This is a genomic window from Lysinibacillus composti, from assembly GCF_016908465.1.
GTDB lineage: Bacteria > Bacillota > Bacilli > Bacillales_A > Planococcaceae > Ureibacillus > Ureibacillus composti_A.
Genome location: NZ_JAFBDY010000031.1, coordinates 13,786 through 37,056, shown reverse-complemented (window position 1 = coordinate 37,056; position 23,271 = coordinate 13,786). Strand labels below are relative to the sequence as shown.

Sequence of the window (23,271 nt, the reverse complement as noted above, 5' to 3'; positions counted from 1 at the left end):
GCCAGCGTTCGTCCTGAGCCAGGATCAAACTCTCCATAAAAGAAAATTTGATAAAGCTCAAATTTGCTGGCATCAATTTTGATGTCCAAAATTTTGTTTCTTATTTAAAAGAAACGTTTATTTCATTAACGTTTTGTTGTTCAGTTTTCAAGGTTCATATAAACCACTATTTTCTTAGCGAATTAGTAAGTTTAACAAACATAATATGCATTTTCAATGATCTGTTTTACAAATCATTTCCACGACAGCTTTATTATTTTATCGTTTTTTTAACTTCTTGTCAATAAGACAGGCTAAAAAAATTAAGTCGTGTGAGATACGAAATTAAAATTAATACTTCAATTCACTGCGTCGTCTCAACGACATTAAATAATGTATCATAATAACTTTATTCATGCAATACTTTTTTGATATTTTTATTGAAGAATTGTTAAAACACCAATACACAGGACTCCTGGTAAACCAAGAACTGTGATTGTGATGGCTGAAAATAAGTTAACCGGGACAACAATATCATATCCATCTGCAATGATATGTATTAAAAATAATAAAGCAAATGAGCACGCTAATTTAAACCAAAGGATTGCTAACTTTTCAAAGATGACACCAAATCCAATTTTCTTACCTAGAATAAAACCAAATAAGAGTAACGCAAATAATACACCGATGCCAAAGTATGTTAACATTCAAACTCCCTTTCCATTAATCATTTGTGATTCAGTTAAACCAGGATCAAATTAGGCTTACTTTGCCAAGCACTGAATGGAAAATCAAATGGTTCATAGGAGCATATGCTTTTGCAGCTACTCTTATTTGTATTTAACGTATTAATATTTTTCTAATTCTGGCTTCTTTAAATAAGTAAAAGTGAATGCTTTCTGTTCTTTTACGTTCAGCAATTACATCCAAGTCATAATCATCGAGTAATCCTTCCAGGACTTTCGCTTGGTTCCAGTCCTCTTTTGTTTCCTTAATTAAATGGACCAGTTTTTCATCAAACTCTTTTTTCAACTTCCCTTTTCGGCTAAACATCCAGATTGTCACTCACCTTATAGTTCACGTCTTCCTTCTAAAGCCTTAGACAAAGTTACTTCATCCGCGTATTCTAAATCACCACCAACAGGTAGGCCATGTGCAATACGTGTTGTACGGATTCCAGATGGTTTTACAAGACGAGAAATATACATTGCAGTTGCTTCCCCTTCTATTGTGGGGTTTGTTGCTAAAATTAACTCTTTTACGCGTTCGTCTTGTAAACGAGTAATTAGAGAAGCAACATTTATATCTTCTGGCCCCACACCATCCATCGGCGAGATTGCACCATGTAATACATGGTATAAACCGTGATAATCACGCATTTTTTCCATTGCAATGACGTCTTTAGGATCTTGTACAACGCAAATGGTTGATATATCACGTTGTTGATCGGAACAAATTTGACATGGGTCGATATCTGTAATATGTCCACATGTGGAACAATACGTTAAATTCCTTTTCGCATCGACTAATGCCTTTGCAAATGTTGTTACAGTATCTTCTTTCATAGTTAAAACGAAAAATGCCAGTCGAGCCGCAGTTTTCGGACCGATACCTGGCAATTTCATAAAGCTATCAATTAGCTTTGATATTGGTTCAGGATAATACATTTTCTACCCCCTAGAATGGAAGGTTTAAACCTTGCGTGAATTTACCCATAGTTGATGCAGTAGTTTCTTCTACTTTTTTTAACGCCTCATTTGTTGCTACTACAATTAAATCTTGTAACATTTCAACATCATCTGGATCTACTACAGATGGATCTAAGTTTACGCTAAGTACTTCACGTTGGCCATTTACAGTAACCTTAACCATTCCGCCGCCTGCAGCACCTTCAAATTGTTGTGCATTTAATTCTTCCTGTGCTTGCATCATTTCTTTTTGCATTTTTTGCATTTTTTTCATCATACCTTGCATATTTCCCATACCGCGCATAAGTAAATTCCTCCTAAATAATCAATAATTTTTCTGGCAGATCATAAAATTAGTCTTCTACAACCTCAACAAAATCTTTACCAAACATTTTCTCAGCTTCTGCTACCAGTGGGTCGTCAGAAATAACAACCTGCCCATCATCAATAAATGGTTCTCCTGGTACTGATTCCTCTATTAAAGCATCATCAGAATGCCCCGATGGATCCTTTTTATTATTTAGCTTATTTTCACGTATGAATTGTTCACGTAGTGTGACCCAATGATTTTCTGGAATACACAACATTTCATACATGGAACCTGTTTGTTGAGATAAAGCCTGAGAAAAGAATGAGGTAAATCCTTTATTTTCTGCTACCATTTGACAATGTATATCATACTTGAATTTTACCACAAAAGCACTAGTAGATGCCGCAACTGGTTCCGCTTCAGCTAATAATGCTGCTTGTGACTTTTGCATTTGATTTAGCACTTGAACCCAAACACTTTTAATTTTTTGAATATCTTGTTTTGTTGCTCCTTTTAACACTTCACGAATTCGCCCAGCAGGTGGTTGATAACCATTTGCTGACTTCGCTCTAGGGCGTGGTGCTTCTTTAGGTTGTGAACCTACATTTCCCTGAACTACAGCACCATTTTGAAGCTGTTGTGTTAATTGCTGAACTAACATTTCAAGATTAGTGACCTTTTCTTGTAGTGCGGGATCGATGGCACTAGGAACAGTATGATTCATACTTGTAGCATTTCCCGAAAACTGTGCCATCTTTAAGAGAGCTGTTTCCATATATATTTTCGTATGGTGAGAAAACCGCATTTCTTGCTGTGTCTTAGATAGTATATCGATATATCCATAAAGGATGTCGGCATTAAACGCATGCGCAAGTGAAATAAACTTTTCTTCAGGTGTAACAAGTTCCAGTAACTCTTCAAGCTCCTTACTCGTTTGCAGTAGTAATAAGTCGCGGAAAAAGGTAATAAGATCCTCTATTAAACGCAATGGATCTTTCCCATCGGCTACAAGCTCTTCAATCAATGAAAGGACCTTTGCAATTTCTTTTTCCCTTAGCGCATTCACTAACTCATAAAAAACTTCTTGGCTAATTGACCCACTTACAAGTAAGGCATTTTCGAGTGTTAACTGTTCTCCACTAAAAGAAACAACCTGGTCAAGTAAACTTAATGCATCACGCATTCCACCAGCAGCTGCTTGTGCAATTACCTTTAGTGCTTGTTCTTCATAAGGGAGATTAATATCCTCCAATATAATTTTCATACGCTCCAAAATATCAGTAGATGAAAGACGTTTAAAATCGAACCGTTGACAGCGTGAAATAATAGTAGCTGGAAGTTTATGTGGCTCCGTAGTAGCCAAAATAAAGACAGCATGTGGTGGCGGTTCTTCTAATGTCTTTAATAGTGCATTAAATGCACTTGTAGAAAGCATATGCACTTCATCGATAATATACACTTTAAAACGAGCACTTGCTGGAGCAAATCGTACTTTTTCTATAATATCGCGCATTTCTTCAACACGAGAATTGGAAGCGGCATCAAATTCAATTACATCCGGATGTGATCCTTCTGTAATACTAATACAAGTTGGACATTCATTGCATGGTTCACTAGAAGGTGCCTTTTCACAATTTAATGCTTTGGCGAATATTTTTGCTGTACTTGTTTTCCCAGTACCACGTGGGCCAGAAAAAAGATAAGCGTGAGTAGTTTTATTTGCTAGAAGAGCATTTTGAAGGGTTCTTTTTACATGTGTTTGACCAGACATTTCGCGAAAACTTTGCGGTCTATAGACACGGTAAAATGCTTGATACGTCAACTATTTCCTCCCCTTCTACTATTACAATTTTATAAGTTAATTATAGCATAAGTTGGACTACCATTTCCTCTATTGTCATTCAAAAGAGGTAAGTTTCTCCTCCAAATAAAAGAGTTATTTCAACATCATGAAATAACTCTTTATTCCTATACTATCTTTTCTTCATTTCTTTCAATAACTGAGCAACATTTGTTTCTTGTTGATCTGGTTGTATAATATCAGCCTGCTCTCGACTTTTTACTACTGATCGTAATACACCCCAACCAAATCGCCTTAATGTAATATCAATAAAGAATAACAAGATAGACGCAAGTATTAACCAAGTAGTAATAGTTTGCCGTTCTGCACCATTCACTGAAAATTCACGAAAGGCAGCAGCTGGTTCATCTAGACTTAAAATGCCTCCTTCTGTTCGTTCAGTAATTTCAGTTAGCAACGTTTCATTAGGAGGTTGTAGTTCATACTCCGCGCTATATGGAACTGTGAGACCCGCTTGATAAATTGACCCTTCTTCACCTGATATTCTAAAGAATACTAGACCTGGTTCTACATCTACTACTGTGCGAACTGTGCTTGCAGAGAGTGGCTCTACTTGAACTTCCAACACTTCTCCCGCTTCATTTACAACCGCAACATCTAAAAAGGCCGCTTTGTTTGTTGGGTCCGTTATTATAAATGAACCATCGGCATCTAAACGAATGTCATACGCAACATCATTATAGGAAGGCAACATTCTTGAAATAGCTGTTTGCCAGAAGTTAGACCACTCATCCCACCGTGCCCAATCACCGGTCCAGGCACCTGTTGAATCGGAAGTAAAGGCAATGGATTTCCCAAGGCCATACCGCCATTCCGCTAGAACAGGATCTTCCTTCTCACTCTCGGCAATAACTGATGCCGTTTGTTTAGCAGTTGTTCCAATATAAGCATTCATTTGCGGGACACCAGCTTCAAACAAATGATTCCAACCATCCGCACGATAAACAATTGGATAAAACGGATTATCCTCAATATAAGTCCGAGAAATCATTGCGGTTTCACGGGATAAAATCGAAGGAATCATTGTTTCATCAAGCACACTATAAAAACGCCCACCAGCCGTATCACTAAGCATTTGCAGTAAATTCACATCAGCATCGGAGCCAATTGCCACCGTTGAGAGAGTGATATTATTGCCTTTTCCTTCTTCAATTAAATTCTCGTAACTATTAGCCGTATATGACTGTCCATCTGTCAGAAGGATAATATGTTTACGTTGAAGTTCCAAATTTCCTAATCTCTCATAAGCCATCTCTAATGAGGAATAGATTTCTGTCCCACCACCAGGGGCTATAGATAAAATAGTATTCACGGATTCTTCTTTATTTTCTAAAGGGGCTGTTTCAATCACTTCCCATGGCCTGTCATCAAATGCAATAAAGCCAAGTGTATCCCCTTCTCGAAGTAATTCAACTGAACGAGCTGCTGCTTCTTTTGCGAGTTCCATTTTTGGCCCCATCATACTTCCTGACCGGTCCAGAACAATAACTAGCCCTAGAGATGGTAATTGCTGCTTCCCTTTCACTTCCATCTCGACTGGCAATAACTTCTCAATCGGAGTTTTAAAATATCCACCTAAACCAAAGCTATTTTCTCCACCTACCATCATGAATCCAACGCCAAAGTTTTTAACAGCCTGCTCAATAACTTCCATTTTTGATTCACCAACAAGGTGCCCTGGAATATTATCAAAAATGATTGCGTTATAGTGCAAATAACTAGATAATGACCCCGGTAGTTCATTTGAAGTAATTACATCGTAATCGATAGCATTTGGTCCTAATGCTGAGACAATAGATGACCCTTGATCTTCATCATTAACAATTAACAAGCGAGGTGGACTTTGAACCATTGTGATACTTGTTAATTTATTATTTTCTATGAAAGCATCCTGTTCTACTTGAATAAGTGCCTCATACTTGACTAAACCTTCAGCCTGACCAACATGTGCATAAGAAATAACATTGCGTCCCTCTTCTAATTGAATCTTTTCTTGGTGGATGAGTTGGTCATTTTCATATAAATATAAGTCACCATCTGTTCCAGAAGTCGCTTCAATTTCTGTTATTAAATTTTGTTGCTCACCTGCATAAGCAATCTGAGGTGTAGTAAAACTTTGAATTGAAACATCCGTGTCAACATTTTTACTTAGTTGCACGACATCGACTGAAATATTGGCTCCTACCATTTTAGTTAATTGCTCTAATACGTTTCCTTTTGTCTCTAATCCATCTGTAAGTAACACAATTCGTGTCGCCTTATTTTGGTCTACGACACTAGAAGCTAGCTGTAGAGCCTGTTCAATATTTGTATCTTGCTCACCCTTCATTTCACTAAATTGTGGAACATGCTCTAGGGAAGGCGAAACAATTGTTTCCGTCTGAACATTCGAGGCAAAAGAATAAATACCGACCAAGTGAGATTCCCTTTTAGCCTTTAAACTCTCTTCAATATACTGTGTTGCTAACTCTTCAGTTCCTTCTAACGATGCAGAACGGTCAATTAAAAAAACAACTTGTTCCTCTTTTACTGGTAACAATAAATAAGGGGAAGCCATTGCAAAAACAAGCAAAATGACAGCAATAATTCGAATACTAAATACTACTAGATAACCTTTCTTTAATTGTAGTTTATGTCGCCACCATGTCCATACAAAGTATCCTACTATTGGAATCAGTAACAATAATGCGAGAGGAAATTCAATTCGTAAATCCACGTCTACGTTGCACCTCCCACTCAATCATAAGTAACAATAAAATCGGGATTAATAGCCATATGAGAAGATTCCTTTGTGATGTCTCTTCTTTACCATTATTTTGAACCATACCAAGCTCAAAACTTTTCCCCTCCTTCAGGATCCGCTCCTGTCCTGAAAGTTGAACAACCATTTGTTTTTCCTCACTATTCGAACGAACCTTGTAAACACCAGGCTCTATCGGTGCTCTGAAATCACTTAGTTTGTCAAATGCCGATACAAATTCATTATTGGCTGAATAAATAGACCAATCGCCAGGTGTTAAGGAAACTGTACGATGCTCATTTGGTGAAAATGTTCCTATAGATGTCGTCCCTTCTACTAATTCATTTTGAATACTCCATAAAAATAGTGGGAAGGAAGGATGCAATGGCCAGTCTGTTGCCTGTATATCTGATAAAACAATAATATCTCCCCTTGGAGAACGCTGAATAAATGGCTTTTCCCCAATGGTTGCTATCGTCTCAAAGTTTTCAAATGCAGGATAAACACTACTTACATACACATCTTCCAAAGGACTAAAAGCAAAGAGTGGGTCCTCAGAAACATCTACTAAACTATTTACCTCTTCAGGAGATTGATCATTTCGACCAAACAAAACAATTGGTGAATTTGCTGTCTCTAACAACTCGGTTTGTCTTGTCACAATGATGGCGTTTCTACTCAAGTTCATAAGTTGATCTGACGGAACAATTTTCACCTCATGATTTAATACTTGAAAACCTTTTTGAATGAGTTGATGCATCTGTTGATCCACTACAATGGAGGAATTGTTTAGCCCTAGTACTGTTACAAATGAATTATCGACTTTATAGTTATCTTCCACTTGTATTTGTGCTGTTAGGAATTTAGAAGCCTTTATTTCCTCAATCGTTTTCGTTATTTCATCTTCTGCAGAAACATTAAGGAGTTCTTCAAAAACTACTTCTCCACTTTCGTTAGTAATGGAAAGCTCAACTTGTTGTTCTTCTGAAGTTTGATTGTGAATTTGAATAAGTGCTTGTGCATTCTCTTCTGTACCAGTTGCGGCAAAACGAGTTATGGCTACATTTTCTAAATCCGACTCTGCACCCTTTACAATCCACTTTACGTGGTCACTCTCCATTGGTAATTCGCCACGTTCCACTGAGTCTGTATATAAATAAATAGACGTTGGGGTATCTCCAATAAATGCGTGGGCTACATCAATAGCCTTTGGTAACTGCTCTTCTTCATATGTGACTATTAATTCGTTAATTGCCTTTTCAACAATATTTTGATTAGTTTCCTGTCGTACAATGATTTGTGGTTCATCACCTGTTGTAATGATTGTTACTGGACGGCCACCAATACTTGAAACAAGTGACAACATTTGCTTCTTATGATCATCAAAGGTGGAGTTTTCTTTTCCTGCAAGCATTGTAGCTGAAGTATCAACTATTAAAATTGCTTGTTCCCCAGCCATTTTAGACGTTTTAACAAACGGATTCATAAGGGATAGGACAAGTAAAATAAGGGTTAATAATTGTAAGTAAAGTAAGAGGTTTTTCTGTAAATGTTTTAAATAAGGAGAGACCTTCGTTTCTTGCATGACCTCTGACCAAAAAAGAGTAGAAGACACCGGTTGATTTTGATACTTTTTACGAAAAAAGTAATAAAGAAGGACAACGATTGGAAAAATCAACGTCCATAAGAATATGAAATTACTAAAACCCATGACCGTTCACCTCACTGTATCCAATGTGTCCTTAATAGTTTTTGAAAAATTGCATGTTGAAGTCCTTCTTCTACAACAAGTTCTAACTTTCGAATACCAAAGCGATATAATAAGGCATCAAAGTCTGTTTCATGGGCTGTACGTACTTTTTGGTAGTCGGCTAATACGCGATTTGTCATCGATACATTTATTTCCCCGTTCGTTTCTGCATCAATCAGCCTTACATCACCTGTAAAAGCAGGTTTTAATTCTTCTTCCGTTACAATTTGAATACACCGAATATCCCGCACAAAAGATGGCAATCGTTTAAAAAACTGCTCCCACTCACTAACCTTCTCTAAACCATCCGTAATAATAAAAAGAATAGTATTGTCCTTTGGTAATGCCTTTAAACCTTCTTTAGCAAAGCTACCCTTAAACTGTGCATTGTCTATTTTTGAAACAGTTTCTAAGAAGGCTTTCCGATAGGTAGACCCTTTCTTCCGAAACATTGGCTTATTTTCCTCATGAATATAAGAAAATGATAATCGATCATCACGGTTTAATACCATCAGTCCTATAGCAGCTGTAATTTGTCTGGCAAATAACCATTTCTTTTCTTCTCCCATAGAACGAGAAGAATCGAGTAGAATATGTACTCGCATTTCCTGTTCATCGAGGAAGCGCTTAATAAAATACTTTTCTGTTCGCGCAAATACATTCCAATCAACCTGTCGGACATCATCACCTAAAGTATATTCACGGAAATCTGAGAAATCTAAAGAGGAACCAAAACGTTGGGACCGATGCGATCCTTTATGATGTCCACGGATTTTTGATGAGGTGGCAATTGAGAAACGGCTAATTTTTGAAACCCAATCATCAGGTAGTATTAAAGGGAATTGGTTCATAAGCCAATGCCTTGTTGGATAGTATTTAGTATACCCTCTATCACATCATCTGCCGTTTTACCAGATGCTTCACCTTCGTAATTTAACATCATGCGATGACGAAGAGCAGGTTTCGCCACAGATTTAATATCAGCAATCGAAACATGGAATCTCCCATTCATAACAGCCCGTGCTTTTGCTAGTTTAATGATACTTTGTAAACCTCGTGGCCCACTACCATACATGACAAATTGTTGAACCTCTGGCAATGAGGCTTCTCCCTCCGGATGCGTGGCGACAACTAGGTTTACAGCGTATTCCATCATTTCATCTGCTACTAATACTTCCTTCACCATTTTTTGTGCATGAATTAGCCCCTCGGTATTCATAATTTTTCCTAAAGATATTTCTTGGGCACCTGTTGTACGTTTCATGATTTCCATTAGTTCCTTTTTCGACGGATATGGGACTAGGATTTTACATAAGAAACGATCCATTTGCGCTTCTGGTAAAGGGTATGTTCCTTCCATTTCAATCGGGTTTTGTGTGGCAAGAACAAAAAATGGTTTCGACATTTGTTTTGTATCACCTAAAATGGTCACTGTTTTTTCGCCCATTGCTTCTAGTAGGGCACTTTGCGTTTTGGGTGTCGCACGGTTAATTTCATCCGCAAGTACCATTTGGCTAAAAATTGGTCCAGGTTGAAAGACAAATTGCTGCTTACCACTTTCCAATCTTTCAATAATATTGGTTCCAGTAATATCAGTTGGCATTAAATCCGGCGTAAACTGAATTCGGGAAAAGGATAAATCCAATACATCTGAAATTGTACGAATTAACATTGTTTTACCTAATCCCGGTAACCCCTCTAAAAGTGCATGCCCATCTGCTAAGACAGAATACAATGTATAGTCAATCGCTTCTTCTTGCCCGACAATAAACTTACTAATTTCATTTTTAACTGCTACTAATTGTTGGCTTATTTCTATATACTGCTCTTCACTAAATGTCATCCTCAAGTCCCCCTACTCATTCCGCTTCAATTGAAGAAAAATATGATTGCACAATGTCTTGCAAATCCTTAGGTAATTTCATTCGATCTGAACTCTCTATATAACTATCTTTATAATTACCTAGGACTTCTTCGTATGGACGAACATTCCCTCTTGTAACAGGTACAGACCCTTTCTGTTCTCCAACTTCCTCTCCCTCACCAAGAGGACCACCATCTGCTGTAGTTTCACTACTTCCTCCAATTCGTTCTGGAATAGACAACAAGTCTCGGCTGCCTTGCCCTAATCCTGCTCCTCTTCCGCCACTACTTTGACCTTGACCACCAGTGCCTGAGCCATTACCAGCCCCTTGACCTGCTCCACCACCATTACCTTGCCCTTGACCAGATGACCCATTATTCCCTTGACCTTGGCCAGAGTTTGAACTGCTATTTCCTTGGTTTTGGCCATTATTATTACCTTGGCCCTGTTGACTTTGTCCGCCAGTTTGTGAATTACTTTGGTTTTGATCTTCTGTATTACTCGATGAATTATTATCTGATTCTGATGAAGTATCATCTATTTGCGATTCAGATCCTTGTGCAATTGCATTCTGTAAATCAAAACTAATTGGTTTTCCTAGCTTCCCTAACGCTGACTGTGTATTGTTTGCGTTATTCGCAAATTCATTTTGTAATTCCGCTAATTCTTGTAATCGTTTTTGCTCTTCAGCCGTTAACGATTTTGATTCGTCTGAGCCGCCAAGTTGGGCCAATTGATCCTTTTCTTTTAACTGTTGTTCCTGTAGTTGCAATTCCTTTTGCTTTTTCACAACTTCACGTAAAGCTTCTTCCGACGTTTCAGCTTTATTCAAAGAATTTGCTAGCTCCTGTAGTTGCTTTTTAATCTGTTCAGATTGAGTTCTTTCCTCTAACTTTGTAATATCCTTCTTTAATTCTTTTATAATCTTATCTTCCTTTTCAATTACTACTGCTTCTTGTTGAGTAGCAGAAGGGAAGATCGTTAAGACCCCTAAAACAATAGCCATTACTAAAATTCCAATAAGGGATTTTGCCTTCCATAACTTTTTTTCACGTTTTTTGAATAGTTCATAAGAAGTTACTGATTCCTTTTCGGCTTTTGTTAATAAAACATTTACTAATGGATGTTGTTCCTCTTTAAATGAAAGTGCAGTAACGAGTTCATTATGAGGATAAAAAGCATCTAGTCTTGTTAATGCTTCCTTCTCTTTAACCCTTTTTAACCAAGTAATGATAGCCGTTATGATCAGTGTGCCTACCCCTACACCCTGAGAAACATTACTGTAGTAAGGAAAAATAAACAGTCGAGAAATAAGAAGGATCGCCGCACTAAAAATCAAGGCACATAAAATACCATGTTGTATAGTTGGCAGCATCTTTTCAATAGCTAAACTTCTCTTCGCTCGTCTAACAAAGTGTTTTAAGATTTTTTGACGATCCATTCTCAATTTCCCCTTATCGATTAGTTTTCATATTTGCACGTAGTTTACGAATGGCAATAGTTAAGCACAAGATGGTAATCAAGCAATAAAAAATAATATATACAATCCAAATCGGCAGAGAAATTCCAACTAGTGACTCAAGACTAGTGGCAAGGTCTGGATAAAGAATTGTAAGCATCAATGCTCCTGGATTAATACTCGCCCAAAAATATGTGATAGGGGAGAATGGCGTCTGGTTCGTAGATGTTCCTTGAGCCATTGACATTTGTTCCATTGACATGCCAATAAAGAAGAAAAATGCCGTGATTCCAGCTAAAAATATCATGGCTCCATATGTTGCAATCATTGAAACTATTGTTTTTTTCGTAATCGTCGAAAACATGATCCCTATACTACCGATAGCAATTAGTGTTAATAAATAAAGTAAAAAAATCGTGATTAATTGTGATGGCGAAACACCACCAAATAAAAACACTAAACTATACAGTGGTAATCCTGCGATCAACAATAAAATTAAAAAAGCAACAGATGATAAAAGTTTCCCAATAATAATTTGACTTGAACTTTGCGTTGTAGTTAATAAAATGTTTAACGTTTGTTTTTCTCGTTCGGTACTAATTGCACCTGCTGTTAATCCGGGTGTTATAAACATAACAAGCCCCATTTGAAGCATACTCAGTACTGCAAACATTGCAAAGCTTTCGCTAGGTCTAAAGAATCCTGTTCCAGTAAATTGCGTATATACTAATAAAAACCCAGCAACAAAAATACATAGTACGACTAGGTAAAACATTAACCCTGAAAAACTTTTAAAGGCACGGAAACGTAATTTTAATTCTTTCAATAACACTGGGTTCGAAAAATGATTCATCATTCCGTATCCGCTCCTTTCGTAATAGCCATGAATACATCTTCTAAATCTTTTTCTTCTTCAGTTAACGTATAAATAGGAATTTCAGCAAGTAATGCCTTTTGTAAAAGCTTCACTTGGTCTTCTGGTTTACCACGATAACTAAAGGCAATTTCATTTCTCTCCTCAATTAATTCGATAGATGAAATATGAGGGTCTTCTTCAAAGAAGGCACGTGCTCGCTCAAGTTGATTAATGACCTTTACAATAATTCGTTTATCCCCTTGTAATTGAGCTTGAATGGTTGCTACATTTCCGTGGGCAATCAGCCTTCCATTATCAATCACCCCAATTTCATCACACATTTCTGCAAGTTCAGGTAAAATATGCGATGAAATTAAAATCGTTTTACCCATTGATTTTAGATGTTTTAGAATATCTCTCATTTCTACACGTGCACGAGGGTCTAAACCAGACGCGGGTTCATCTAGTATTAATACTTTTGGGTCATGGATTAGTGAACGGGCTAAACAAAGTCGTTGCTTCATTCCACGTGATAGTAAATCAACATATTCATATCTTTTACCCGTTAAATTGACGAGCTCAAGTAACTGGGGAATTAGGACCTCCCGTTCAGAACTAGAAAGTCCATAACTAGCCCCATAAAAATCTAGGTATTCATCTGCTTTTAACTGATCATAAACACCGAAAAAGTCTGGCATATATCCAATTTGTTTTCTTACTTCCCTTGGTTCTTGCACTACACTTTTACCATTAATAAGTGCATCACCTGATGTTGGAGATAGCAGTGTTGCCAAAATTGAAAATGTCGTAGATTTACCAGCACCGTTTGCACCAACAAACCCAAATACAACTCCTTCTTCTACTTTTAAGTTCAGATTGTCTAAGGCAGTGAAGGACCCGTATTTTTTTGTTAACCCTTGAATTTCAATCATTACTTCGCTACCCCCTTAATTTCGACACCAGGCATTATAACTGGTAAACCTAAACCATTATCTTTGAAATCTACTAGAATTCTTACTTGACCATCAGGTGATAAGTAATTTCCTACATTTTCCTTAATAGCGTGTTTGTTTTCTGTAATTTCTTCATACTGTGATGTTTTAACATTCCAAATAGATAATTTCATCGAATTTGACGCTTTGTTAGAAATAATTATTTCAGTCCAGTTCGACACACTATCATTTAACTCCATTGGCATGGATACGTAATAATCATATTCCCCTTGATCTAGATACCACTCATTGGTAGCAGGATTAATTAAATCCATATAGCCATATTGAGTTTTGGGCTCAAGTGTTTCTTCTAATGTATCTTGATTAAGTTTAAATTCACCTGAAAATTCCACTTTTGGTTCAAATGTTTGGATCATAAATGAAACAGGTGATACATCAGCACTTCCATCTAATTCAATTCCAACAAGCGCTTCGTCTGCCCAAGCAATCACTGCCGGTAATCGCTCTCCATCTATTAATCCACCAGCTCCGTACTTTAATTTCTCTAGTCGTGCTGGAAGTAATTCCCCTTTTGTTTGAGGATACGTATATGCATAATTTGAGATAGTTGGTGAAAGCAATAACGATGTATTAAGATCTCTAGAAACTTGTAATGTTTCATTTGCTTCAATATCGCCGAATTCATATTCTCTAGATCCTGACCAAATGGCTACATCCTTTAACTTAAACGGGAAGTTATTTTTTATTGCCCCTTCAAGCTTGCCGTCCTTTAACGTTAAGCTTATATCCATTTTTCCTGCATTTGGAATCACTGTTTCCCCCACAACGGATTGCACTGACCAATACTTTAAATTTTGTAGTGTAATGCTAGAACCACTTGCATGTTGTTCGACGTAGGACTTTTCATGTAACCTTTCCGTTGTTGGACCACCCATCCCTCCAATATTTCGAGTGGCAACAGCAGTTGTATTTTTATCGGTTGTAAAAGTAAAATCGCCACTTCGATTTGACAAAATTGTTTCAACATAGTGACCTGTTAAACTGCCATCCGTATTCACTTCGTAAAAAGCAGACTGTTGAATTTGTGATTGTACAAGACGATCCTTAGCGCCAAGTATAAACATACAAAGAGATAAAGCAACGGATATAACAGGGATAATCCACCATGCGTGTTCCCTTTTATCTAATCGTTTCAATATAAAGTACAGAATTGGACCAATAAATAAAATATAAACAATCACTATGATAATCAGAGCAGTGGGTGACACTTCAAACGAAGGAAATAACTCATTGACAGAACCGACTTCATAAGGTAAATAATCCGCATAATTTCCTATATAATTTGTGGCAGAATTTGACTTTGTTTGTGAATGTGTATTTAACAACTGAGTTAACAACTTACTGTATCCATCCATTGAAGCTAATGGCTGATCTCCTAACGAAAAGGTAGTTTGAATAATCATCCCTTTTCCAACAGTTGAAGATGCTGCTAATAAAGTATCTCCTGCCGTTACAAGTCTCTTACTTCCTTCTTTCTCCTCAGCATGATAAACATCAATGTTCTGTGTGAAGATCCCTCCGCCAGTTAATGTTTTTAAGCTATCAGCAGATACAGACTGTCGTTCATTTAGTAGTTTTAAAGGTAAACGTTGTTGGAAAATTCCCATCGAAGCACTTAGTTGATCAGAAGCACCTACTAATAATGTACCCCCTTGTTCTACCCAGTCATAAATGGCCTGTTGCACATCTTGCGGCAAGTCCGTAATACTCTCTTCATCAACCGCTAAAATATCAGCCATTTCAAAGCCTTTTGAATCTGTTGGGTACTCAAAGTTTTTCAACTGGTTCAAGTGGAATACTTCATAACCTTGAGGTGTATTTTGCCCCAACCGTAATAAGGCAGAAAGACGGTCACTATTTTCAGTTAATGTATAAATAAAAGTGGCTTCAGGTTCATAATATTGAGGTCTAGCATTTGCCGAACCCTTGTAATCAATTAATTTTCCTTTTTCTAGGCCACCCTCATAAAAGTAAACCAAACGATATTGCTGATTATTAGAATACATATAATCATCCGATAGCCCATTTAGATAGAGTTGAATAGTTTTCGTCTCACCCTCTGCAATATCTACTGGATAAACGAGGCCAGAACCAAGCGCGTATGATTCAGCCGCATCAATGACTAAATCACCCGAAAAAGCAGAACCACTATTTGTTACTGTGATGTTTAGTGGGAGTGGAGTGGAATATTTTACTTTATTATTAACTCCAACATCCATTTTCACCTCTAGATTTGGTGCCGCGCTAGCAGGCGTAATTTGTATAAAACTCAAAATGATTGCAATAAGAAATGCAATATAAAAATATCTTTTACTCAAAATGCCATCCCCTTTAATTTCCACTTTAATAATTGGTACGTTTAACTGTAAATTAAGTTCCATAATTTCCATTTTATTAATAAATATTAAGAAATTGTTCGCCCTTCTTCATCACCTATTCTTCCTAAAAAATAAAAAAAGACAAAATCAACAAGGTAAGTTGATTTTGTCTTTTTTATTAAATGCTCTTCTATGAGCTTATAATTAGCACGTTAATGCCGTGCACCTTCCTTCGACTGCCGCACATAAGCGTTACTCTTGTCGCCAGCTCGGGTTAGGCTACCCCGCGGCACATGGGTGATACCACTTAATGCTGCTTCCTTCCGGACCTGACATGGTTCATGGGTACCCATTGCGCAGGACCCAACCGTCAACACTACGTGCAAGAGGCAGACCCTACATGCGTACAGCCTCAGTAAAGGACTTCAGTCTCGCTAGAGCGGATTGCGAGTTACAGGGCACCGCTACCTCCCCACCTAGCACGGCATAAATTAGTATACTTCATTTCATACTAAAAATGCAATGTTTATATGTGGTAGTTAGGAAAAAGATGAAAAAAGGGCATATTTCTTATACCTTTCACCTCAATTTATCAGCAGGAACTATTCATTTCCTGAAAATTTTCACAATTAACTTATATTGAAGAGTGTCCCTGTTATTAGAAAAGGATTTAGCACTATAATACAAAAAAAGACTTTCAACATGGCGTCGAAAGTCTTTTGATAATATATCTATTTTTAAGCTTTTTGAGTGTTTTCAACTTCAGTATTAAGGTTTAATTGACCTTCCCATTTTGCAATAACAAGTGCCGCTATAGAGTTACCTACTACGTTAACTACTGTACGACCCATATCTAGAATACGGTCAATTCCAATGATAAACATTAGACCTTCTGCTGGTAAGCCCATTGTCCCGAATGTAGCTAATAAGACAACAAAGGATACTCCTGGCACACCTGCCATACCTTTCGAAGTTACCATTAACACTAACATTAACATAATTTGTTGACCGATACTTAAGTGTATACCATACATTTGAGCAACGAATAGTGCTGCAATCGCTTGGTATAAAACTGAACCATCTAAATTAAATGAATAACCAGTTGGAATTACGAATGTTGAAATATGTTTTGGTGCCCCTACCTTTTCCATCTTGTCCATAATTCTTGGAAGTACAGTTTCTGAACTTGAAGTAGAGAACGCTAAAATTAACTCTTCTTTAATTACTTTAATTAATTTAAAGATACTGTAGCCAATAATTTTTGCCACAATTCCTAAAACAACAATAACGAAGAATATCATTGTTCCATATACAGTTACTGCTAATTTTGCTAATGGAATTAGTGATGTGAAACCATATTTAGAAATCGTTACACCGATTAAAGCAAAAACACCAATAGGAGCATACTTCATAAATAGGTTAGTTACGTAGAACATTGCATGTGAAATGCCTTCAAAGAAACTTAAAGCCGTCTTACCTCTTTCTCCAATAGCAGCAATACCAAGGCCAAGAACAACCGCGAAGAAAATGATTGCTAACATATCCCCTTCTACCATTGCATTGAATGGATTAGTCGGAACTATGTGTAAAAGGGTTTCTGCAATAGTTTTCCCTTCTTGCTGTTCTGAAGTATCAACATAACTAGAAATATCACTTTGAGCTAAATTTTCCATATTTATTCCTGCTCCAGGCTGGAATAAATTCGCAGAAATAAGTCCTATTGCAATTGCAACTAATGTCATACCGATAAAATAAGTTAAGGATTTTCCACCCAATTTACCAACTGATTTTAAATCACCAACACCAGCAATTGCAACAACGATACTAGAAAGTACAATTGGTACAACAATTAATTTAATTAATCGTAGGAAAAGATCACCGAATGGTTGTAAAATACCTTGTAGCGTTTCACTACCATAAAAAATACCACCTACGGCAATACCCAAAATAAGCCCAATAATAATTTGAGTTGCTAAACTTAATTTAAACTTCATTAATTACCCCACCTTCTTGATGATTTTTAATGCGAAATATACTTTGGTAAGGGAAACAAGTATATGAATGAATTGATTTAATCCCACAAAAAAACAGCTTGTACTATCGAATAATTAAATCCCTTCATACCGTTTCCTGTAAACGCTTACGAGGTTAGCTTTCAGGTTAGGACTTCGGAAACGAAAGCCCTTTCATTTAAAGAATTCACCTATAACGGAAAAATATCCGTAATAAAAATTTGGGTCCCCCGCTCTTAAAAAAGATTAAGCGACAATAAATCTCTATGTAAATAATATCATTATTATAGTATAAAAGTAAATCGGTAATTTACGACAGTTTAAAGACAACCTGCACGTAATACATTTACAGGTTTTTAATAATGAGTATGAGACTCTGTCTAAATATGCCCGCTTTGGCCCCGCTTAATTCTTTCTTTATTATCCAATACACTTTAGTGTATTTACTTATGAATTAAGTATCCCCACTTTTTTTAATTTCACCAATTTATAAGATTATTTCAGAATATCTTTAAAATTATAAATATTTACATTTTTTAGATAATATAGTGATAGTATTGTTAGAAATAAAAAATTTTATCATTTTTTATTTCCCTTACAGATTCGCTTACGCACTTCGCCTATTTCATATTAGAGGGTAAAAGGAAATCAAACTGGTTATAATGCTTAAAAGGTCTTCTTCAACATTAGGGATTGTTAAAATTTATTGGGGAGGAACAGGTTTATGGCATTGAATCGGTTATTAAGGGAAACGATTGATGAAGAGGGTAAAACAGTAATAAAGATGAAAACTTTCGAAATTGATGTCATTGCTAAGTCTTCAGGAGGCCTTGCTCCTACTTTAATTTACTTACAGAATCATCAAGATGTTACTGACGATATTCGAGCAATTCGTTTTGGCCATCCTTCACCTTATTCTTATATAGAGGACTATGACCAATTTCAAAAGATGCTTTACCAAAAGGAAGAACAGGCAATAAACGATTTGTATAATTCCTTCAGCATTAGGCCTAAAAATATGTCTACAGGTAAACAAATACTTTGGAGTTTCGGCGTTTTACTCATTATGTCTATTCCCTTTTTGGTTGCTCTATTTATTTTTTAAGAGGAGTATACAATTTTAACAAGTGTAACTACCATATTTTTCAATAAATCTTAAACCATTTACTTTAGGATTCCCGCCTTCTTAATAAAAAACCCCTAAACAGTAGATTATACTATCTAGGGGTTCTATATTAGCTACCTTTTTTAATTAAGAGTTCGTCGGGAGGGGTTAAGATTGTAAGGATATCCTCTACGGATGTCGCGACTTGTAAAATTCGACGCTGCTCTTCCCGTATAAATCCTTCTTCTATCATTTTATTAAAATGTTGAATAAGTGCGTCATAAAATCCATTAATATTATATAAAATGACAGGTTTATCATGTAATCCAATTTGCGACCAAGTAAATACTTCAAAGTATTCATCCAATGTGCCACAACCCCCAGGCAGTGCTATAAATGCATCGGCTAAATCCACCATCTTTGCTTTGCGAACATGCATCGTATCAACAATATGAATTTCCGTTAAAGCTGTGTGTACTCGTTCCTTTGTTTGCAAATGTGTTGGCATTACACCTACAACCTCGCCATTTGCTTCAAGGGCTGCATCAGCCACAATTCCCATTAATCCATAGTTAGAACCACCATATACTAAGCCAATTCCCTCATTAGCTATGGTCGTCCCAAGCTCTCTTGCCTTTTCAGCATAAACACTAGACTTTCCTAGGGCTGATCCACAATAAACAGCTACGCGCATTTTGTCACCACCCCATTCTTTTTCTTTTTATTATATTGCCTAAATATTAAGCAAATGTTATTTTCTCGCTAAATTATCGCAAAATGAAATAAGAATATTAAAGGAGCCTTTTGGGACTAGCACTTCACCATTAAACTTTATAGCTCTTTTAATTTTAGTAACTTATTTTCTATGGTTTGTACTTCGATGCAGATCACTTGAATATACGAATTGTATTTATTATTTCTTAGTTATAAATTCAACCTTTATTTTCGAAGATGGCTTGTTTGCTTTAGCATATAGGCAATACGCTCAATAATTACTTCTATTTGTTCCGGGTTTTTTACCAAGTCATAATCATTAATATTTAAACGTAGCACAGGACAAGAATTAAAGTTGTTAATCCATTCCTCATAACGATTATGCATCTCAACCCAATACTCTTTTGGCGTTTGTTGTTCCATTGTACGTCCACGTTCTGCGATTCGACTAATCACATTATCTATTGAACCTTCTAAATAAATCAGTAAATCTGGATGGGGGAAGTAGGGTGTCATAACCATTGCATCGAATAAATTTGTATATGTTTCATAATCAGTGGGATTCATTGTTCCTTTATCGAAATGCATCTTTGCAAATATTCCTGTATCTTCATAGATTGAGCGGTCTTGAATGAACCCACCACCATATTCAAAAATACGCTTTTGTTCCTTAAAGCGCTCTGCCAAAAAGTACACTTGTAAGTGGAAACTCCATTTTTCAAAGTCATCGTAAAACTTATCTAAATAAGGGTTTGTGTCCACCTTTTCATATGATGTACGGAAATTTAACGCATCAGACAGTGCCTTTGTCATAGTTGATTTCCCTACACCTACCGTACCTGCAATTGTAATAACCGTATTGGTTGGAATATGATATTTTTCTCTTAGATTCATTCTTGATGTAAACTCCTTTGTTGTAGCTTCTTATCTACTAAATTTAATACAAATTGTAAATCCTCTGGTTTTTTCACAAAATCAATCTCATCGCCATTAAGCTCGATAATTGGTATCTCAGGGTGTTTCTTTTTAAAATACTGAATAAACTCATGATAATCTTCTGCTAATTGATTCATGTAGTCTCTAGTAATCATTTTTTCAAATTCGCGCCCACGCATTGCGATTCGATTCATTAAATTCTCTAAACTAGCATGTAAATAAATAATCATATTTGGGCGTGGCATATCAGCTGTTAGAATGGAATAAATCGCCTCATATTTTTCATATTCAACGGGATGTAACGTTCGCTTTGCAAAAATTAAATTTTTAAATATATGATAATCTGCAACAACTGGAGAACCTGTGTTTACAATTTGATTTTTCACATCGGTTAATTGTTTATATCGATTACAAAGGAAGAACATCTCCGTTTGGAAACTCCACTCTTCTATGTTTTCATAAAACTTCCCAAGGAATGGATTTTCATCAACTATTTCTTTAAGTAAGTTATAACCAAATGTGTCGGATATCGCTTTCGATAAGGATGTTTTTCCAACACCAATCGGACCCTCTACTGTAATGAATGGTACAGGCATGAGAAGTCCCTCCTTCAAGTCTAAATTCGTCAGTATTTTTCATTTTAACATAGGTAGTAATTGAAAAACACAGCTAGAGTTTAACTGATTAAGGCAATTTATATATAGGCAAACAAATATTACTAATCTAACTTCTTTTAAAATAGAATGACTAAATCTTTTATTGTTTTCACCTTAGGAACATTAAATGTATTTTAATGAGTCCCATGTTACACTATCAACCAAGGAGAGATCGACGTGGCAATTTTAAATAAAGACCAACACTTTATGCAAGAAGCATTAATTGAAGCGAAAAAAGCCGCCTTTCTAGGGGAAGTACCCATTGGGGCAGTCATTGTCTATAAAGAAGAAATTATTGCACGTGCGCACAATTTACGAGAAACTTCGCAAAATGCAGTAACACATGCAGAATTAATGGCCATTCAACAAGCATGTGAGGTGTTAGGAAGCTGGAGACTTGAAGAAACAACCCTTTACGTATCACTGGAACCCTGTCCAATGTGTTCCGGTGCCATTTTACAGTCAAGGGTACCTAGAGTTGTTTACGGAGCTCGAGATATAAAAGCAGGGTGTGTCGATTCATTATATCGTTTGTTAAATGATCCCCGTTTCAATCATGAATGTGATGTAACAGAAGGCATATTAGCAGAGGAATGTGGACAATTATTAACTGATTTTTTTAGAGCCATACGTGAACGTAAAAAAGAGGAAAAGAAACGAAAACAACTGTTACAAGGAGATTTGTGATTTAGTTGTAGAACTTTATGCTTCTCTAAAATAGATAAAGTCGAATTCCCTAAACAATTGGAATTCGACTTTTTTATGAAAGACGTAACTTATTTAAACTTTTCCATATACTTTTCTAATCTATTCATAGCTTCTTCTAAGTCCTTCATTGATTTGGCAAAAGAGATTCGAATATACCCTTCTCCATAATCTGAAAAAGCACTCCCCGGAACGGTTGCGACCCCTTGTTCTTTTAATAGGTCCACGCAAAAATCAAACGACTTCATATTCGTACGTTTAATTGAAGGGAAAATATAAAATGCACCTTGTGGTTTTACTACATCAATGTTCATATCTACTAAACGTTTATATACAAAATCCCGTCTCGCTTTATACTCGTCTCTCATTTCAATTGGATCATCTTTACCTACTGATAAAGCTTCAATTGCTGCATATTGACTTATACTTGATTCACAACTTAAGAAATATGCAATCACTTTTGTGATTTCTTTAGAAATATAGGCTGGGGCTAAAGTAAAACCAATTCTCCATCCAGTCATTGAATGTGACTTTGAGACACCATTGACTACGATTGTTTTATCACGCATTCCTTCATATGAGGCAATCGATTGATGTGTTTTATCAAATATAAGTTCACTATATATTTCATCTGAAATAACAAAAATTTCTTTGTCTTTTAGAAGTTTTGCAATTTTTTCAAGTTCATCGCCTTCAATAATTGTTCCTACTGGATTAGCAGGTGAACAAAGCATGATGGCTCTAGTTTTTTCTGTTAGATGTTTCTCAATTAATTCAGCAGTTAAGACGAAATCCGTTGAAATTGTATCTACATAGACTGGTACACCACCAAAGATTTCAATAATTGGAACATAGCCAGGATAAGCTGGAGCTGGCACGATTACTTCAGTTCCCTCATCTAAGATTGTTCGTAATACAGCTGTAATAGCGCCTGATGCACCATGTGTGACAACAATTTCATCTTGAGGGTTGTAAAGCAGATTATATTTTTCCTCGTAAAATTTTGAAATAGCATTTCGCAATTCGAGTAAGCCCGCATTCGCTGTGTAGGATGTATGATTATGGTCAATTGCTTGTTTTGCACTTTCCTTTACGTGATTTGGTGTTGGAAAGTCTGGTTGCCCAATCGTTAGATTTATTGCATCAGGGTAATCCACTAACATATTTGTAAATTTCCGGATTCCGGAAATTTGTTGTTTACTTAAGTTTTTGTAAAGTAAGTGCTCCACAGTGTTGTCTCCTTTATACAAAGTAAAATAATTTACTTTATAGATAAAATTTATATTAATTATAATCCTATCTATA

The 23,271-nt window shown here is 36.2% G+C and carries 20 protein-coding genes, 1 other RNA gene and 1 riboswitch; of the genes, 2 read left to right on the top strand and 19 right to left on the bottom strand.

Annotation, left to right across the window (positions count from 1 at the left end):
- Positions 1 to 416 precede the first annotated feature (416 nt).
- The 15 genes from JOD29_RS18635 to JOD29_RS18565 all read right to left on the bottom strand — a co-directional run bounded on the left by JOD29_RS18635 (position 417) and on the right by JOD29_RS18565 (position 17,832).
- On the bottom strand, positions 417 to 686 hold the full coding sequence (locus JOD29_RS18635) for a pro-sigmaK processing inhibitor BofA family protein (RefSeq protein WP_124766820.1): 270 nt from the start codon (positions 684 to 686) through the stop codon (positions 417 to 419).
- A 133-nt stretch (positions 687 to 819) separates the two neighbouring features.
- A complete protein-coding gene (locus tag JOD29_RS18630; RefSeq protein WP_124766821.1) occupies positions 820 to 1,032 on the bottom strand; it encodes a YaaL family protein in 213 nt (70 codons plus the stop codon).
- Positions 1,033 to 1,049: 17 nt separating this feature from the next.
- Complete coding sequence (gene recR / locus JOD29_RS18625; RefSeq protein ID WP_124766822.1) at positions 1,050 to 1,646, bottom strand: recombination mediator RecR; 597 nt, start codon at positions 1,644 to 1,646, stop codon at positions 1,050 to 1,052.
- Between the two features lie 10 nt (positions 1,647 to 1,656).
- The gene (locus JOD29_RS18620; RefSeq protein WP_124766823.1) at positions 1,657 to 1,971 is read right to left on the bottom strand and encodes a YbaB/EbfC family nucleoid-associated protein; all 315 of its coding nucleotides are present in this window, start codon (positions 1,969 to 1,971) and stop codon (positions 1,657 to 1,659) included.
- 49 nt (positions 1,972 to 2,020) lie between these two features.
- Positions 2,021 to 3,799, bottom strand: coding sequence for a DNA polymerase III subunit gamma/tau (gene dnaX, locus JOD29_RS18615; RefSeq protein ID WP_124766824.1), 1,779 nt, complete (start codon positions 3,797 to 3,799; stop codon positions 2,021 to 2,023).
- A 151-nt stretch (positions 3,800 to 3,950) separates the two neighbouring features.
- Positions 3,951 to 6,554 carry a VWA domain-containing protein gene (locus tag JOD29_RS18610; RefSeq protein WP_124766825.1) on the bottom strand — a complete coding sequence of 868 codons (2,604 nt, stop codon included), beginning with the start codon at positions 6,552 to 6,554 and terminating at the stop codon, positions 3,951 to 3,953.
- A complete protein-coding gene (locus JOD29_RS18605) occupies positions 6,538 to 8,289 on the bottom strand; it encodes a vWA domain-containing protein (RefSeq protein WP_124766826.1) in 1,752 nt (583 codons plus the stop codon). The genes JOD29_RS18610 and JOD29_RS18605 overlap by 17 nt, the downstream gene beginning before the upstream one ends.
- Before the next feature lie 11 nt (positions 8,290 to 8,300).
- A complete protein-coding gene (locus tag JOD29_RS18600; protein ID WP_124766827.1) occupies positions 8,301 to 9,179 on the bottom strand; it encodes a DUF58 domain-containing protein in 879 nt (292 codons plus the stop codon).
- Positions 9,176 to 10,171, bottom strand: a complete 996-nt coding sequence (locus JOD29_RS18595) for an AAA family ATPase (protein ID WP_124766828.1) — start codon at positions 10,169 to 10,171, stop codon at positions 9,176 to 9,178. Before JOD29_RS18595 ends, JOD29_RS18600 begins: the two co-directional genes overlap by 4 nt.
- A gap of 16 nt (positions 10,172 to 10,187) precedes the next feature.
- The gene (locus JOD29_RS18590) at positions 10,188 to 11,633 is read right to left on the bottom strand and encodes a hypothetical protein (protein WP_124766829.1); all 1,446 of its coding nucleotides are present in this window, start codon (positions 11,631 to 11,633) and stop codon (positions 10,188 to 10,190) included.
- 13 nt (positions 11,634 to 11,646) lie between these two features.
- Positions 11,647 to 12,507 (bottom strand): ABC transporter permease, encoded by an 861-nt coding sequence (locus tag JOD29_RS18585; protein WP_124766830.1) that lies wholly within the window; start codon positions 12,505 to 12,507, stop codon positions 11,647 to 11,649.
- Positions 12,504 to 13,439, bottom strand: coding sequence for an ABC transporter ATP-binding protein (locus JOD29_RS18580; protein WP_124766831.1), 936 nt, complete (start codon positions 13,437 to 13,439; stop codon positions 12,504 to 12,506). The genes JOD29_RS18585 and JOD29_RS18580 overlap by 4 nt, the downstream gene beginning before the upstream one ends.
- Entirely contained in the window at positions 13,439 to 15,910 is a 2,472-nt protein-coding gene (locus JOD29_RS18575) for a hypothetical protein (protein ID WP_205101737.1), read from the bottom strand. The genes JOD29_RS18580 and JOD29_RS18575 overlap by 1 nt, the downstream gene beginning before the upstream one ends.
- Positions 15,911 to 16,056: 146 nt before the next feature.
- Positions 16,057 to 16,323: signal recognition particle sRNA large type (gene ffs, locus JOD29_RS18570), an RNA gene on the bottom strand.
- A gap of 252 nt (positions 16,324 to 16,575) precedes the next feature.
- Complete coding sequence (locus JOD29_RS18565; protein WP_124766833.1) at positions 16,576 to 17,832, bottom strand: cation:dicarboxylate symporter family transporter; 1,257 nt, start codon at positions 17,830 to 17,832, stop codon at positions 16,576 to 16,578.
- Between the two features lie 128 nt (positions 17,833 to 17,960).
- Positions 17,961 to 18,113: riboswitch (cyclic di-AMP (ydaO/yuaA leader) on the bottom strand.
- A gap of 461 nt (positions 18,114 to 18,574) precedes the next feature.
- On the opposite strand from JOD29_RS18565, the gene JOD29_RS18560 reads away from it, so the two are divergent.
- Positions 18,575 to 18,955, top strand: coding sequence for a sodium:proton antiporter (locus JOD29_RS18560; RefSeq protein ID WP_124766834.1), 381 nt, complete (start codon positions 18,575 to 18,577; stop codon positions 18,953 to 18,955).
- A 130-nt stretch (positions 18,956 to 19,085) separates the two neighbouring features.
- Here JOD29_RS18560 and JOD29_RS18555 read toward each other — a convergent pair whose 3' ends face one another.
- The 3 genes from JOD29_RS18555 to JOD29_RS18545 form a co-directional block, all read right to left on the bottom strand.
- Positions 19,086 to 19,649, bottom strand: coding sequence for an LOG family protein (locus JOD29_RS18555; RefSeq protein WP_124766835.1), 564 nt, complete (start codon positions 19,647 to 19,649; stop codon positions 19,086 to 19,088).
- Positions 19,650 to 19,894: 245 nt separating this feature from the next.
- A complete protein-coding gene (locus JOD29_RS18550) occupies positions 19,895 to 20,563 on the bottom strand; it encodes a deoxynucleoside kinase (protein WP_124766836.1) in 669 nt (222 codons plus the stop codon).
- The gene (locus JOD29_RS18545) at positions 20,560 to 21,201 is read right to left on the bottom strand and encodes a deoxynucleoside kinase (RefSeq protein ID WP_124766837.1); all 642 of its coding nucleotides are present in this window, start codon (positions 21,199 to 21,201) and stop codon (positions 20,560 to 20,562) included. Before JOD29_RS18545 ends, JOD29_RS18550 begins: the two co-directional genes overlap by 4 nt.
- Before the next feature lie 267 nt (positions 21,202 to 21,468).
- Here JOD29_RS18545 and tadA point away from each other — a divergent pair, with 267 nt between their 5' ends.
- Entirely contained in the window at positions 21,469 to 21,948 is a 480-nt protein-coding gene (gene tadA, locus JOD29_RS18540) for a tRNA adenosine(34) deaminase TadA (protein ID WP_239585807.1), read from the top strand.
- An 89-nt stretch (positions 21,949 to 22,037) separates the two neighbouring features.
- On the opposite strand, the gene JOD29_RS18535 is transcribed toward tadA, so the two are convergent.
- A complete protein-coding gene (locus JOD29_RS18535; protein WP_124766839.1) occupies positions 22,038 to 23,195 on the bottom strand; it encodes an aminotransferase A in 1,158 nt (385 codons plus the stop codon).
- Between the last annotated feature and the right edge of the window lie 76 nt (positions 23,196 to 23,271).

What these genes read in the sequence shown, in the direction of transcription:
- JOD29_RS18635 (WP_124766820.1), bottom strand. Translation starts at nt 686, where the DNA reads ATGTTAACATACTTTGGCATCGGTGTATTATTTGCGTTACTCTTATTT.
- JOD29_RS18630 (WP_124766821.1), bottom strand. Translation starts at nt 1,032, where the DNA reads ATGTTTAGCCGAAAAGGGAAGTTGAAAAAAGAGTTTGATGAAAAACTG.
- recR (WP_124766822.1), bottom strand. Translation starts at nt 1,646, where the DNA reads ATGTATTATCCTGAACCAATATCAAAGCTAATTGATAGCTTTATGAAA.
- JOD29_RS18620 (WP_124766823.1), bottom strand. Translation starts at nt 1,971, where the DNA reads ATGCGCGGTATGGGAAATATGCAAGGTATGATGAAAAAAATGCAAAAA.
- JOD29_RS18605 (WP_124766826.1), bottom strand. Translation starts at nt 8,289, where the DNA reads ATGGGTTTTAGTAATTTCATATTCTTATGGACGTTGATTTTTCCAATC.
- JOD29_RS18600 (WP_124766827.1), bottom strand. Translation starts at nt 9,179, where the DNA reads ATGAACCAATTCCCTTTAATACTACCTGATGATTGGGTTTCAAAAATT.
- JOD29_RS18595 (WP_124766828.1), bottom strand. Translation starts at nt 10,171, where the DNA reads ATGACATTTAGTGAAGAGCAGTATATAGAAATAAGCCAACAATTAGTA.
- JOD29_RS18590 (WP_124766829.1), bottom strand. Translation starts at nt 11,633, where the DNA reads ATGGATCGTCAAAAAATCTTAAAACACTTTGTTAGACGAGCGAAGAGA.
- JOD29_RS18585 (WP_124766830.1), bottom strand. Translation starts at nt 12,507, where the DNA reads ATGATGAATCATTTTTCGAACCCAGTGTTATTGAAAGAATTAAAATTA.
- JOD29_RS18580 (WP_124766831.1), bottom strand. Translation starts at nt 13,439, where the DNA reads ATGATTGAAATTCAAGGGTTAACAAAAAAATACGGGTCCTTCACTGCC.
- JOD29_RS18575 (WP_205101737.1), bottom strand. Translation starts at nt 15,910, where the DNA reads ATGGAAATTATGGAACTTAATTTACAGTTAAACGTACCAATTATTAAA.
- JOD29_RS18565 (WP_124766833.1), bottom strand. Translation starts at nt 17,832, where the DNA reads ATGAAGTTTAAATTAAGTTTAGCAACTCAAATTATTATTGGGCTTATT.
- JOD29_RS18560 (WP_124766834.1), top strand. Translation starts at nt 18,575, where the DNA reads ATGGCATTGAATCGGTTATTAAGGGAAACGATTGATGAAGAGGGTAAA.
- JOD29_RS18555 (WP_124766835.1), bottom strand. Translation starts at nt 19,649, where the DNA reads ATGCGCGTAGCTGTTTATTGTGGATCAGCCCTAGGAAAGTCTAGTGTT.
- JOD29_RS18550 (WP_124766836.1), bottom strand. Translation starts at nt 20,563, where the DNA reads ATGAATCTAAGAGAAAAATATCATATTCCAACCAATACGGTTATTACA.
- JOD29_RS18545 (WP_124766837.1), bottom strand. Translation starts at nt 21,201, where the DNA reads ATGCCTGTACCATTCATTACAGTAGAGGGTCCGATTGGTGTTGGAAAA.
- tadA (WP_239585807.1), top strand. Translation starts at nt 21,469, where the DNA reads ATGCAAGAAGCATTAATTGAAGCGAAAAAAGCCGCCTTTCTAGGGGAA.